This is a genomic window from Actinacidiphila sp. bgisy144, assembly GCF_057708105.1.
In genome coordinates this window covers 190112-204365 of record NZ_JBYIRM010000011.1, presented here as the reverse complement: position 1 = coordinate 204365, position 14254 = coordinate 190112, and the positions used below count along the sequence as shown (strand labels likewise).

Here is a 14254-nt window from a genome sequence, read left to right as displayed (position 1 = left end):
CCGGGCCCGGACGGCGGGCCGGGAGTGTCGTACCCCTGGGGCAGGATGAAGTGCGGTGGCGGGGGGCGTGGTGCGAGGGGAAGAAGGCGCGGGGATGGAGCGGGGTACGGGGCTGCCGCCGGTCGCGGCGGGGGCGGCGGCGGACGCGTTGGCGGACCTGCCGCCGAGGCTGCGCAAGCGGCTCGACGGTGCGGTGGCGAAGGTGGCCGGGTGGCAGGTGACCCGGGAGGAGGGTGCCGTGCGGGTGGCGGTGGACGCGGACACCTCGGTGCTGCTCGCCCTCACCGCGCGGGGCACGGTGGCGACGGCCGCCGCGGTGCGCTGCGACTGCCTGCTCGCCCCGGCCTGCCTGCACCGGGCCGCCGTACTGGCGGCGGCGCCCCTGGCGGAGGAGGCGGAGGAAGAAGCGGAGGAGCCCGAGGACACGGAGGGCGCCGGGGACGTCGAAGGCGGAGGACGCCCGGGGGAAAGCAGCGCTGCCGTCGCGGAAGCACCCGAGCCGTCGCAGCGGCCCGACCCGCTGCCGGACGCACCAGCGCCCGCACCCGCACCCGCACCCGCCGCGGCCTCCGCACCCCCCGCTCCCGGAACACCGTCGGACCCGCCCCCGCTGTCCCCGGCCGTGCGGCAGGCCGCACACGCCCTGTGGGCGGCCGGGGTCGCCGTCCTGCGCGAGGGCGCCGTCGCCTCCACGCTGCCGCGCACCGGCCTGCTGCACGCCGCCCGCTCCGCCCGGCTGGCCGGCCTGCACCGCCCGGCCGCCGCCGCGGTCCGCGCCGCCCGCCGCCTGGGCGAGGCCCGCGCCGCCGAACCCTCCTTCCGGCTGGCGGAGTTGGTCGACGACCTGGCCGAACTGCTCGACCTGGCCCGCACCGTGCGGGACGCCGACCCGGCCGACCCCGCCTCCCGCGCCGCCGCGCACCGGGCGGCGGGCGAGGCCCGCCGGACCTACCGCCCGAGCGGATCACTGCGGCTGTACGGGCTGTTCACCGAGCCGGTGGTGACCGCGTCGGGTTACGCGGGCGCGCGGACGTACGCCCTCGCGCCGGGCGGCGCGCTGCGCACCCTGGCCGTGGTCGCGCCCGGGCCGCCGGACCGGGCCAGGGCCGCCGCCGGCACCCGGGTGCCGGGCGGCGCGGCGCTGTCCCTGCGCGCACTCGGCCGCGGCGCGGGCCTGATCGCCACCGGCGCGACCGTCACGGAGGACGGCCGGATCGGCGGCGGCGCCGGGCTGCGGACGGTCGGCGCGGGCGGCGCGGACTGGTACGCGGAGCCGCTGGACGCGCTGTGGCGCCGCCCGCCCGCGGACCAGGTCCGGGCGGTGCTCGCCCATCAGGCGGCCGACCCCGAGCGCCGCCCCGCGGGCTCCGACCTGCTCTTCCTCGACGGGACCGTGGCCGTCCGCGGCGGTCGGCCCGTGCTGGTGCCCGACGACGGCCCGCCGGTCCTGCTCCACGCGCCGGACGAGCGGCCGGAGTTGACGTACGCGGACAACCTGCGGCGGCTCGCCGAGCGCCCCGGCGGCCGGGTCCGGCTGATCGGCCGGCTCACGTCCGACCGGCCCTCCAGCGTCGCGGCGCTGGCCCTGGCGGCGCAGGACGGCGCCCGCCACGACCTGGGGCTGGACCGCCTCCCGCCCGGCGCCGCCGGGCCTACCGGAGTCGCCGCGGCCCCGCCGCCGGCGCCGCCGCTCGCGCCGCCCCCGGTGGAGTGGGAGCTGCTCAGCCGGGCGGTGGGCCGCACCGTGGCGGGCGGCCGTGCGCTGGCCGCCGCCGCGGTCGACCCGGAGCTGCCCGGGCGGCTGGTGGCCGCCGGACTGCCGACGGCCGCGGCGTGCGCGCGGGCACTGGCCGCCGCGACCCGGGCCCGCCGCCCGGACCGGCTGGGCGCGATGCTGCCCGCCGACCCGGACGCGTTCGCCACCGCCTGGCTGGCCGCGGCGCTGTACTCGGCTGCCGCGGCACGGGAGTTCACCGCAACCGCGTGGGCCGGGCGGACGTCCCTGAGCGTGTAGGGCGGGGTGCGTACGGCGGGCGCGGGTGCGTCCGCCGCGTCGAGCGAGGGAGTACGGCATGCGTGACCGGACCGGTCCGACCCGCACGCCGGGGACCGTACGGGTGCCGGGGACCCTCCGTGCGCGGAGGACCGTACGTGCACCGGGGGCGCGCCGAGGCGTGGCCCCGCCGCACCGCCCGCGCACCCGGGACGGCCTGCTCGTGCCCGACGGCGCCCGCCCCCGGCTCCTCCCCCGCCTGCCGGAGTCCCGCCGCGCCCGGCGCCGCCTGCTGCGCTGCGCGGTGGCCCTGTGCGTGCTCGCGCTGCTGCCCTCCGCGTGGCTGCGGCTCACCCAGGACAGCCGGGTGCGCTCCGAGCAGGACGTGCCGAGCGCGCCCGTCGCCGTGGTCTTCGGCGCGGGACTGACCGGCAACGTCCCGTCGGCCTACCTCGCGCACCGGCTCGACGCGGCGGTGCGGCTCTACGACGCGGGCAAGGTGCGGGTGATCCTCGCCACCGGCGACAACAGCCGCCCTTCCTACAACGAACCGGCCGCGATGCGCACCTACCTGGAGGCGCACGGCGTGCCCGCCTCCCGTGTGGTGCTGGACTACGCCGGTTTCGACACCTGGGACTCCTGCGACCGCGCCCGGCGGATCTTCGGGGTGCGGCGCGCGGTGCTCGTCACCCAGGGCTTCCACGTCGACCGGGCGCTGGCGCTGTGCACGGCCGCCGGGATCGACGCGTACGGCGTCGGCGTCGACGAGCGGCACGACGCCACCTGGTACGCCGGCGGCACCCGGGAGGTGCTGGCCGCGGACAAGGCCGCACTCGACGTCGTGCTCAAGCCGAACCCGAAGTTCCTCGGCCGCCACGAGACCGCAGTGGCCCGCGCCCTGGCCGCCCGCTGAGCGGTGGGAAGCGACCGCTTGGTTAGCATGGCGGCCACCGACCCGAGGGAGCCGCCATGCCGTCCGCCCGGCAGCACATCTACCGGACCGAGCTGGTCTGGACCGGCAACGTCGGCACCGGCACGGACTCCTACCGCTCCTACCGCCGTACCCACGAGGTCACAGCACCCGGCACACCCGTGATCGCCGGGTCCGCCGACCCGCACTTCCGCGGTGACGCCGACCGGTGGAACCCCGAGCAGATGCTGCTCGCCGCGCTCTCGCAGTGCCACATGCTCTCCTACCTCCACCTCTGCGCGGTCAACGGCGTCGTGGTGACCGGCTACACCGACCGTGCCGAGGGCACCATGACCGAGACGCCCGACGGCGCCGGCCACTTCACCGAGGCCGTCCTGCGACCCGAGGTCGAGGTCGCCTCCCCCGACATGCTCGACCTGGCCCACGCCCTCCACGAGCGCGCCCAAGAGCTCTGCTTCATCGCCAACTCCGTCAACTTCCCCGTCCACCACGCCCCCACCGCGAGGCCCGTTCCCACCTCCCCCGCGTAACCCCGGCCCACGAAGCGGCCGCCGCCGCGCTCACACCGGGGCACCCGGGGGGATGAGGGCAGCGTTGCCGTCGGGAAATCGGCGGGATGTCCTCGGGAAACAGCGGCGGCGCAGGGTTGCGGGTATGGAGAACCGAACCGAGACGCGCCCGACGATCGTGCTGGTCGGCCACGGCATGGTCGGGCAGCGCTTCCTGGAGGCGCTGGCCGACCGCGGGCTCACCGCCAGGGCCCGGGTGGTGGTGCTGTGCGAGGAGCCGCGCGCGGCCTACGACCGGGTCCACCTGACCTCGTACTTCTCCGAGGGGACCGCCCCGGAGGAGCTGGGCCTGGTACCGGACGGCTTCATGGCGCGGCACGGCATCGAGCTGCGGCTCGGCGACCCCGCGGTGGCCGTCGACCGGGACGCGCGCACGGTGACGGCCCGTTCGGGGCTGGTCGTGGCGTACGACACGCTGGTGCTGGCCACCGGCTCGTACCCGTTCGTGCCGCCGGTGCCGGGCCGGGACGCGGCGGGCTGCTTCGTCTACCGCACCATCGAGGACCTGCTCGCGATCGAGGCGTACGCGGCGGGCGCGAGCAGCGGCACCGTGGTCGGCGGCGGCCTGCTCGGCCTGGAGGCGGCCGGCGCCCTGAAGGGCCTGGGCCTGGAGACGCACGTCGTGGAGTTCGCGCCCCGGCTGATGCCGGTGCAGGTCGACGAGGGCGGCGGCCGCGCGCTGCGGCGCCGGATCGAGCAGCTGGACGTGGCCGTGCACACCGGCGTCGGCACCCAGGAGATCGTCGCCGGCCCGGACGGGCGGGTGCGCGCGATGGCGCTGTCCGACGGTTCGACGCTCGGCACCGACCTGGTGGTGTTCTCCGCGGGGGTCCGGCCGCGCGACCAGCTGGCCCGGGAGTGCGGCCTGCCGGTCGGCGAACGCGGCGGCATCGTGGTCGACGCGTCCTGCCGCACCGCGGACCCCTCGGTGTACGCGATCGGCGAGTGCGCGCTCGCCGCCGACGGCCGCGTCTACGGCCTGGTCGCCCCCGGCTACGAGATGGCAGAGACGGCCGCCCGCCGGATCGCGGGCGAGACGGCCGCGTTCACCGGCGCGGACACCTCCGCGAAGCTGAAGCTGCTCGGCGTGGAGGTGGCCAGCTTCGGCGACGCGCACGGCGCCGCCGACGGCTGCCTGGACGTGGTGTACGCCGACCCGCGCTCCGGGGTCTACCGCAAGCTGGTGGTCGCCGAGGACGGCACGCTGCTCGGCGGGGTGCTGGTCGGCGACACCGAGTCTTACGGGCTGCTGCGCCCGCTGACCGGCACGGTGCCGCCGGTCGCGGCCGAGCACCTGGTGCTCCCGGCGGGCGCGGGCGCGGGCGGCGGCGCCGCGGGACTGGGCGTGTCCGCGCTGCCCGACGACGCCGTGATCTGCTCCTGCCACAACGTGGCGAAGGGCACGGTGCGTTCGGCCGTCACCGACCACTCCTGCACCTCGGTGCCGGACGTGAAGAAGTGCACCCGGGCCGGCACCGGCTGCGGCAGCTGCGTGAAGGTGCTCGGGCAGATCGTGACCGCCGAACTCGCCGCGAACGGCGTCGAGGTGGACACCGGCCTGTGCCGCTGCTTCCCGCAGACCCGCACCGAGCTGTACGAGATCGTGCGCGCGCTGCGCATCACCTCCTACCGCCAACTGCTCGACGGATACGGGCGGGAGGCGGCGCGCGGCGGCGAGGGCTGCGAGGAGTGCAAGCCCGCGGTCGCCTCGATCCTCGCGTCGCTGGCGCCGGTGATCGGGGCGAGCGGGCACGTCCTGGACGGCGAGCAGGCCGCGTTGCAGGACACCAACGACCGGTTCCTGGCCAACATGCAGAAGAACGGCTCCTACTCGATCGTGCCGCGGGTGCCGGGCGGCGAGATCACCCCGGAGAAGCTGATCGTGATCGGCGAGGTGGCCCGGGACTTCGGCCTCTACACGAAGATCACCGGCGGCCAGCGGATCGACATGTTCGGCGCCCGGGTGGAGCAGCTCCCGCTGATCTGGGCCCGGTTGGTCGACGCCGGGTTCGAGTCCGGCCACGCCTACGGCAAGGCGCTGCGCACCGTGAAGTCCTGCGTGGGGCAGAGCTGGTGCCGGTTCGGCGTGCAGGACAGCGTGCGGATGGCGATCGACCTGGAGCTGCGCTACCGGGGGCTGCGCTCCCCGCACAAGCTCAAGTCGGCGGTGTCGGGGTGCGCCCGGGAGTGCGCGGAGGCCCAGTCGAAGGACTTCGGGGTGATCGCGACCGCGTCCGGCTGGAACCTCTACGTCGGCGGCAACGGCGGCGCCACCCCGCGCCACGCGGACCTGCTCGCCAAGGACCTCTCGGACGCCGAACTCGTCCGGCTGATCGACCGGTTCCTGATGTTCTACGTGCGCACCGCGGACCGGCTGGAGCGCACCAGCGTGTGGCTGGAGCGCATCCCGGGCGGCCTGGACCACGTACGGGACGTGGTGGTGCACGACTCGCTGGGCATCTGCGCGGAGTTGGAGGCGCTGATGGCCGAGCACGTGGCGCACTACCGCGACGAGTGGGCGGACACCGTGGGCGACCCCGAGCGGCTGCGCCGGTTCGTGTCCTTCGTGAACGCGCCCGACACCCCCGACCCCACGGTCCGCTTCGTGCCGGAGCGCGACCAGATCAAGCCCGAGCCGGTACTGCTGGCCCTGACCGAGACGGTGACCGTATGAGTGCCACGACCGATCTGACCGCGCCGAGCGCCGCCGCGGAAGCTCCCGACCGCCCGGCCACGGTCGAACTGCGGGTCCCCGGCGGCTGGTTCGCGGTGTGCCGGCTCGACGCGCTGGGGCCCGGCCGCGGGGTGGCGGTACTGCTGCCCGACGGTGCGCAGGCCGCGCTCTTCCGGGTGCGCGGCGGGAAGCTGTACGCGATCGGGAACGTGGACCCGTTCACCGGTGCGGGCGTGCTCAGCCACGGCCTGGTCGGCTCAACCGCGCCCGACCACCGCCCGTACGTGGCCTCGCCCCTGCTCAAGCAGCGGTTCGACCTGGCGGACGGGCGGTGCCTGGACGACGACACGGTGGCCGTGGCGAGCTACCCGGTGCGGCTCGCCTGACGCGTTACGGCGCTTCGTCCGCGGCGGGGGGCGGCGCGCTGCTGGCCCGCTCCACCAGCCGCGTGGCCAGGTCCACCCGCAGGGTGCTCGGCTGCTTGCCGCGGCTGAGGTCCAGCACCAGCCGCGCAGCGGCCTCGGCCATCTCCGTCAGCGGCTGCCGGACCGTGGTCAGCGGCGGGCTGATCCAGCGGGCCAGCGGCAGGTCGTCGAAGCCGACCACGCTCACGTCCTGCGGGACGCGCAGGCCCAGCTCGCGGGCGGCCTCGTAGAGCCCCAGGGCCTGGAGGTCGTTGCCGGTGAAGACGGCGGTGGGGCGGTCCGGGCGGCCCAGCAGCGCCAGTCCGGCGGTGTAGCCGGCCTCGTGGTGGAAGTCGCCGGACCGCACCAGCGCCGGGTCGTAGCCGACGCCGGCGGTCTCCAGGGCCGCGCGGTAGCCGTCGATCCGGGCCCGGCTGCACATCATGCCGTCGGGCCCGCCGATCACGCCGATCCGGCGGTGCCCCAGCTCCAGCAGGTGGCGGGTGGCGGCGAGGCCGCCCTGCCAGTTGGCCGCGCCGATCGCGGGGACGTCCTCGCCCGGGTCGCCGGCCGGGTCCAGCACCACGAACGGGATGTCGCGGCTGATCAGCTGGGCGCGCTGCGCCGGGTCGAGGCCGGACAGCACCAGGATCACCCCGGTGGGGCGGCGGGCGAGCACCCCGTCCACCCAGGTCTGCCCGGGGCTGAGCCGGCCGGCGGACTCCGACAGCACCACGTTCAGGCTCTCCTGCCGGGCCACGTTCTCCACCCCGCGGATCACCTCCATCGCCCAGGAGCTCTCCAGTTCGTGGAAGACCAGGTCGATCAGCGGCGCCGGCTGCACGCTGCCGCGCCGCCGCTGGTAGCCGTGCCGGCGCAGCAGCTCCTCCACCCGGCTGCGGGTGGCGGGTGCGACATCGCCCCGGCCGTTGAGGACCTTCGAAACAGTCGGAGCCGACACGCCCGCGGCCCGTGCGATCTCGGCAAGCGTCGCGGTGCCGCCGCCGGACGGCTCCGGCTGGTCGTCACGGGGCGGCTGCACGCTGGTGGTACTCATACCCGTGATCGTAGCCCGCCCGCCCCGCAAGAGCAGTGCCCTTAACCTTCGCTCCCTCTTACGAAACTTTCGCTCCCCACCCCGCTGTCATCCCCCCAACCCCCACCCGCCACTGCCCGCACACCGGGCAGCGGCGGTCGGGCTGCTACTCGCCGGGTTCGACGGCAGGGGGGCCGGCCAAGGCCTGGGCGCCGGAGGCGACGAGGGTGGCGATGACGCGGTCGAGGGTCGCGAGGTCGTCCGGGGGGAGGGCGGCGAGCGCGGGCGGGGGGTTGCCGAGGATCGCGTTCGCGCGGGCCGCGGCGGCCTGCCCCTGCTCCGTCGCGGAGACGATCTTGCAGCGGCGGTCGGTGGGGTGCTGGCGGCGCTCGACGAGGCCGCGTTTCTCCAGGTCGTCGACGATGAGCGTGAGGTAGGGGCGGTCGGAGGCGAGTTCGGTGGCGAGGTCGCTCATCCGGTAGGGGCGCGCGGCGATCCGGCGCAGCGCCTTGACCCGGAAGAAGCTCATCCCGAGCGCTTCGGCGGTCTCCTTGCGCCGTTCGTTCTGCTCCAGCACCAGCGCGCGGAGGTTACTCCAGATCCGCTCGGCCGCCCCCGTCCGGACCTCGGCACCCGCAGCCGCACCCGCACCCGTTGCCGTTGCCGCTTCCGCCGTCGTCACGACGCGCTCACCGCCATCTCGTCCTTCTCCACCTCCGGCGCCATCAGCGCCGACGCCGTACGCTCCGCCGTCCCGCGCGCCCAGCGCCCGGTCGTGAGGACGCCGAGCGCCAGCACGGCCGCCCCGCACCCGGCGATGATCCACCATGCTCCCTCGTGCAGCCCGGCCGCCAGTGCCGCGCCCAGCACCGCGACGCCGAGCGACGAGCCGACCTGCCGGCTGGTGGAGGCGACCGCGGCGGCCACCCCGGCCTGCGCGCGCGGCATCCCGGACACCGCGGTGTTGGTGATCGGCGCGTTGATCAGGCCGAAGCCGATGCCGAACAGGACGTAGGAGGCGAACAGTTCGGCGTTGTGCTCCTCCGCGTGGAACGCCGAGAAGAGCACGCCGCTGGCGGTCATCGTGATCCCGGCGAGCACCAGCGGCAGCCGCGGCCCGCGGGCGCCGACCAGCCGGCCGGACAGCGGCGCGAAGACCAGGCACATCACGGCCATGGGCACCATGTACAGACCGGCCTTCAGCGCCGACAGGCCGCGGTCGTTCTGGAGGTAGAGGGTGTTGAGGAAGAGGAACCCGCCGAGCGCGGCGAAGCCGCACACCGCGATGAGGGTGGCGCCGCTGAAGGGCACGCTGCGGAAGAACCGCACGTCGATCAGCGGGTCGAACCTGCGGCGCTCGTAGCCGGCCAGCGCCAGCACCGCCGCCGCGGCCACCACGAAGCAGCTGACGATCAGCGGCGAGCCCCAGCCCGCGCCGGTGCCCTCGATGATCCCGTAGGTGAGGGTGCCGAGCAGCAGGATCACCAGCACCTGGCCGACCGGGTCGATCCGGCGGGCCCGGGGCGCCCGCGACTCGGGCACGAACCGCGCGGTCAGCACCAGCGCGGCCAGGCCGACCGGCACGTTGATCCAGAAGATCGAGCGCCAGCCGACGGACTCCACCAGCGCACCGCCGATGATCGGACCGGCCGCCATGCTGATGCCGACCACGCCGCCCCACACGCCGATCGCCTTCGCCCGCTCCTTGGGGTCGACGAAGGTGTTGGTGATGATCGACATCGCCACGGGGTTGAGCATCGAGCCGCCGACCGCCTGGAGCATGCGGAAGGCGATCAGCCAGCCCAGCCCGGGGGCGAGGCTGCACAGCGCCGACCCGAGGGTGAAGACCACCAGGCCGATCTGGAAGATCCGTTTCCGCCCGACCCGGTCGGCGGTGGAGCCGGCCAGCAGCAGCAGCGAGGCGATCACCACCAGGTAGGCGTCGATCGTCCACTGGAGCCCGGAGAGCGAGGCGTGGAAGTCCCGCTGCATCGAGGGCAGCGCGACGTTGAGGATCGTGTTGTCCAGGCTGACGATCAGCAGGCTCATGCAGCAGATCGCCAGGACCAGCATCCGGCGCCGGTAGGTCAGTTCGGGCATACCTTCGCGTCCCGGCCTCTCGCATCGCTTGTACAAGTAGAATCATTACTACTCTACAACCGATTTCGTTGTTGTCGTACAACCGTTTCGAGGTCCGCTCCCCCAGTACGGGACAATGGGCGCATGACCGCTGACGCCACCCTGGCCCCGCCCGCGACCGGCGCACCCCAGCCGAAGGCCGCACCCGCCCCGGGTGCCCTCCAGATCGGCCCGCACACCGTGTGGCCCCCGGTCGTGCTCGCCCCCATGGCCGGGATCACCAACGCGCCGTTCCGCACCCTGTGCCGCGAGTTCTCCGGCGGCCAGGGGCTCTTCGTCAGCGAGATGATCACCACCCGCGCCCTGGTCGAGCGCAACGAGAAGACGATGCAGCTCGTCCACTTCGACGCCGCCGAGACCCCCCGGTCGATCCAGCTGTACGGCGTGGACCCGGCGACCGTCGGCAAGGCGGTGCGGATGATCGTGGACGAGGACCTCGCCGACCACATCGACCTCAACTTCGGCTGCCCGGTGCCGAAGGTCACCCGCAAGGGCGGCGGCTCGGCCTTGCCCTTCAAGCGCAACCTGCTGCGGTCGATCCTGCGGGAGGCGGTCGGCAGCGCGGGCGACCTGCCGGTCACCATCAAGATGCGCAAGGGCATCGACGACGACCACCTGACCTACCTCGACGCCGGCCGGATCGCCGTCGAGGAGGGCGTGACCGCGGTCGCGCTGCACGGCCGCACCGCCGCCCAGCACTACGGCGGCACCGCCGACTGGGACGCCATCGCCCGGCTCAAGGAGCACGTCCCGGAGATCCCCGTGCTGGGCAACGGCGACATCTGGTGCGCCGAGGACGCGGCGCGGATGATGCGCGAGACCGGCTGCGACGGGGTGGTGGTCGGCCGCGGCTGCCTGGGCCGGCCGTGGCTGTTCGGCGACCTGGTCGCCGCACTGGGCCCCGGTCGTACGGGCGAGGGCGGCGACCAGGCCGCCGCCCGCCCCGACTTCGCCGCGGTCGCCGCGGTGATGCTGCGGCACGCCGACCTCCTCGGGCGGTGGCTGGGCGACGAGACGCGCGGAGTGGTCGACTTCCGCAAGCACGTCCCCTGGTACACCAAGGGGTTCTCGGTCGGCTCCGACGTCCGCCGCGCGCTGGCCACCGCGTCGTCGCTGGCCGAACTGTCCGACCTGCTCGGCTCGCTGGACCAGACGCAGCCGTGGCCGGCGCACGCCGACGGGCCGCGGGGCCGTACCGCCGCGGGCAAGCGGGTCGTCCTGCCGGACGGCTGGCTGAACGACCCGTACGAGTGCGCGGCGCTGACGGAGGACGCGGAGTCGGACACCTCGGGCGGCTGAACCGGGCAGCGCAAGGCCCGGCGATACGTACCTTTCGTACGTCCGACAGATGAGACGCGGGGACGGCGGATCACGTGATTCGCGCCACGTCTGATATGCCATTCGCTCAAATGAGCGCACATCAGAGCGCGCTACTTCTCGAACGCTTGGCACTCAGTGCCATTCGGTTGTGTACACCCCGCCCGCGTAGCCGTCACTGTGCGTACCCGAATCGGCCGTCGCACCTCGCGCTTCGGGGTCGTCCGTTCGACTCGTGAACGCACCGCCCCGACCCGACCGGTAGCCGCGTGCTTTGGATTAGACGGCAGACGAGCGGTTACACCCGTGTGTCGTGATGATGGACGGCCTTGGGCACCTTCGAGATGGGTACGCTCCCCGCCGTCAGGGCAACCAGGACGCGAGGAGTCAACGGACCCGTGTCGACACGCGAGAAGAAGCGCAAGTACGTCTACGACTTCACTGAGGGCAACAAGGACCTCAAGGATCTGCTCGGCGGGAAGGGTGCGAACCTCGCCGAGATGACCAACCTCGGCCTCCCGGTCCCGCCGGGCTTCACCATCACCACCGAGGCGTGCAAGGTCTACCTGGAGTCCGGTGCGGAACCGGCCGCGCTCCGCGACGAGGTGAGTGCGCACCTCGACGCGCTGGAGCAGCGGATGGGCCGCACCCTCGGCCAGCACGACAACCCGCTGCTGGTGTCGGTGCGTTCCGGGGCGAAGTTCTCCATGCCGGGGATGATGGACACCGTCCTGAACATCGGGCTGTCCGACGCGTCCGTGGCGGGGCTGGCCGCGCAGGCCGGCGGCGACGAGCGGTTCGCCTGGGACTCCTACCGGCGCCTGGTGCAGATGTTCGGCAAGACCGTGCTCGGGGTGGACGGCGACCTCTTCGAGGAGGCGCTGGAGGAGGCGAAGCGGGCCAAGGGCGCCGACAGCGACCTCGGGCTGGACGCGGCCGACCTGCGGCGGCTGGTCGAGGAGTTCAAGGCGATCGTCGAGGCGCACGCCGGGCGGGAGTTCCCGCAGCAGCCGCGCGAGCAGATGGACCTGGCGATCCGGGCCGTCTTCGACTCCTGGAACACCGAGCGGGCCAAGCTCTACCGCCGCCAGGAGCGCATCCCCGGCGACCTGGGCACCGCGGTCAACGTCTGCTCGATGGTCTTCGGCAACCTCGGCCCCGACTCCGGCACCGGGGTGGCCTTCACCCGCGACCCGGCCAGCGGCCAGCAGGGCGTCTACGGCGACTACCTCCAGAACGCCCAGGGCGAGGACGTGGTGGCCGGCATCCGCAACACGGTGCCGCTCGCCGACCTGGAGGCGATCGACAAGGCGTCGTACGACCAGCTGATGAAGATCATGGAGACGCTGGAGACGCACTACCGGGACCTGTGCGACATCGAGTTCACCATCGAGCGCGGCCAGCTGTGGATGCTCCAGACCCGGGTCGGCAAGCGGACCGCGGCCGCCGCGTTCCGGATCGCCACGCAACTGGTCGACCAGGGGCTGATCGACGAGGCCGAGGCGCTGCAACGGGTCAACGGCGCGCAGCTCGCCCAGTTGATGTTCCCCCGGTTCGAGGACGCCGCGACCGCCGGGGACTCCCGCTACCGGCGGATCGGCTGGGGCATCGCCGCCTCGCCGGGCGCGGCGGTCGGCAAGGCGGTCTTCGACTCGTACACCGCCGTGAAGTGGTCGCGCTCGGGTGAACGGGTCATCCTGATCCGGCGCGAGACCAACCCGGACGACCTGAACGGCATGATCGCCGCCGAGGGCATCCTCACCTCGCGCGGCGGAAAGACCTCGCACGCGGCCGTGGTGGCCCGCGGGATGGGCAAGACCTGCGTGTGCGGGGCGGAGGAGCTGGAGGTCGACACCAAGCGGCGCCGGCTGACCGCGCCGGGCGGTGTGGTGATAGAGGAGGGCGACCTCATCTCGATCGACGGGTCCTCGGGGAAGGTCTACGTCGGGGAGGTGCCGGTGGTGCCCTCTCCGGTGGTCGAGTACTTCGAGGGCCGGATGCACGCCGGTGCGGAGGAGGCCGACGAACTGGTGCAGGCGGTGCACCGGGTGATGGCGTACGCCGACCGGGTGCGGCGGCTGCGGGTGCGGGCCAACGCCGACAACGCCGAGGACGCCGCGCGGGCCCGGCGGTTCGGCGCGCAGGGCATCGGGCTGTGCCGCACCGAGCACATGTTCCTGGGCGAGCGGCGGGAGTTGGTGGAGCGGCTGGTGCTCGCCGACACCGACGCCGAACGGGAGGAGGCGCTGGGCGCGCTGCTGCCGTTGCAGAAGGCCGACTTCGTGGAGCTCTTCGAGGCGATGGACGGACTGCCGGTCACCGTACGGCTGTTGGACCCGCCGCTGCACGAGTTCCTGCCGGACATCACGGAGTTGTCGGTGCGGGTCGCGCTCGCCGAGGCCCGCAAGGACGCCAACGAGAACGACCTGCGGCTGCTCCAGGCGGTGCACAAGCTGCACGAGCAGAACCCGATGCTGGGGCTGCGCGGGGTGCGGCTCGGCCTGGTCATCCCCGGGCTGTTCGCGATGCAGGTGCGGGCGATCGCCGAGGCGGCGGCGTACCGGCGCTCGGTGAAGGGCGACCCGCGCCCGGAGATCATGATCCCGCTGGTGGGCACCGTGCAGGAGCTGGAACTCGTCCGCGACGAGGCCGACGCGGTGATCGCCGAGGTCGAGGCGGCCAGCGGCACCGAGCTGAGGCTGTCGATCGGCACCATGATCGAGCTGCCGCGGGCCGCGCTGACCGCCGGGCAGATCGCGGAGGCGGCCGAGTTCTTCTCCTTCGGCACCAATGACCTCACCCAGACGGTGTGGGGCTTCTCCCGGGACGACGTGGAGGCGTCGTTCTTCACCGCCTACCTGGAGAAGGGCATCTTCGGGGTGTCCCCGTTCGAGACGATCGACGTCGACGGGGTCGGGTCCCTGGTCCGCTCGGCCGCGGAGGCGGGGCGCGCGGTACGCCCCGGCCTGAAGCTCGGGGTGTGCGGCGAGCACGGCGGCGACCCGGAGTCGGTGCACTTCTTCCACCGGGTGGGCCTGGACTACGTCTCCTGCTCACCCTTCCGCATCCCCGTCGCCCGCCTCGAAGCCGGGCGGGCGGGGCTGAGTTGACCACCTGAAACCGGGGCCGGGTCGGCCCGCCGGCGGCGGCCCCCACCGGGGCCGCCCAACCCTCACCACCGGCACCCCCCG

10 protein-coding genes are annotated in these 14254 nt (G+C 74.1%); 7 read left to right on the top strand and 3 right to left on the bottom strand.

Annotated features, from left to right (window positions below):
* The first annotated feature begins 94 nt into the window (after positions 1-94).
* The 5 genes from AC3EVP_RS15705 (at position 95) to nirD (ending at position 6553) form a co-directional block, all read left to right on the top strand.
* Positions 95-2014 carry a hypothetical protein gene (locus AC3EVP_RS15705; RefSeq protein ID WP_435130513.1) on the top strand — a complete coding sequence of 640 codons (1920 nt, stop codon included), beginning with the start codon at positions 95-97 and terminating at the stop codon, positions 2012-2014.
* A 202-nt stretch (positions 2015-2216) separates the two neighbouring features.
* Entirely contained in the window at positions 2217-2906 is a 690-nt protein-coding gene (locus tag AC3EVP_RS15700) for a SanA/YdcF family protein (RefSeq protein WP_435130546.1), read from the top strand.
* Positions 2907-2962: 56 nt separating this feature from the next.
* Positions 2963-3454 (top strand): OsmC family protein, encoded by a 492-nt coding sequence (locus AC3EVP_RS15695; protein ID WP_435130511.1) that lies wholly within the window; start codon positions 2963-2965, stop codon positions 3452-3454.
* 124 nt (positions 3455-3578) lie between these two features.
* Positions 3579-6167, top strand: coding sequence for a nitrite reductase large subunit NirB (gene nirB / locus AC3EVP_RS15690; protein ID WP_435130509.1), 2589 nt, complete (start codon positions 3579-3581; stop codon positions 6165-6167).
* Positions 6164-6553, top strand: coding sequence for a nitrite reductase small subunit NirD (gene nirD / locus AC3EVP_RS15685; RefSeq protein WP_435130507.1), 390 nt, complete (start codon positions 6164-6166; stop codon positions 6551-6553). The genes nirB and nirD overlap by 4 nt, the downstream gene beginning before the upstream one ends.
* Before the next feature lie 4 nt (positions 6554-6557).
* Here the strand turns inward: nirD and AC3EVP_RS15680 are convergent, their stop codons facing one another.
* From AC3EVP_RS15680 to AC3EVP_RS15670, 3 genes are all read right to left on the bottom strand, one after another.
* The gene (locus AC3EVP_RS15680) at positions 6558-7628 is read right to left on the bottom strand and encodes a LacI family DNA-binding transcriptional regulator (RefSeq protein ID WP_335983396.1); all 1071 of its coding nucleotides are present in this window, start codon (positions 7626-7628) and stop codon (positions 6558-6560) included.
* Positions 7629-7773: 145 nt separating this feature from the next.
* Complete coding sequence (locus AC3EVP_RS15675; protein WP_435130505.1) at positions 7774-8289, bottom strand: MarR family winged helix-turn-helix transcriptional regulator; 516 nt, start codon at positions 8287-8289, stop codon at positions 7774-7776.
* The gene (locus AC3EVP_RS15670) at positions 8286-9707 is read right to left on the bottom strand and encodes an MFS transporter (RefSeq protein WP_435130503.1); all 1422 of its coding nucleotides are present in this window, start codon (positions 9705-9707) and stop codon (positions 8286-8288) included. Before AC3EVP_RS15670 ends, AC3EVP_RS15675 begins: the two co-directional genes overlap by 4 nt.
* Positions 9708-9830: 123 nt before the next feature.
* On the opposite strand from AC3EVP_RS15670, the gene dusB reads away from it, so the two are divergent.
* Together dusB and ppdK are read left to right on the top strand one after the other, a co-directional pair.
* The gene (gene dusB, locus AC3EVP_RS15665; protein ID WP_435130501.1) at positions 9831-11045 is read left to right on the top strand and encodes a tRNA dihydrouridine synthase DusB; all 1215 of its coding nucleotides are present in this window, start codon (positions 9831-9833) and stop codon (positions 11043-11045) included.
* 362 nt (positions 11046-11407) lie between these two features.
* Entirely contained in the window at positions 11408-14173 is a 2766-nt protein-coding gene (gene ppdK / locus AC3EVP_RS15660) for a pyruvate, phosphate dikinase (protein ID WP_435130544.1), read from the top strand.
* Positions 14174-14254 lie beyond the last annotated feature (81 nt).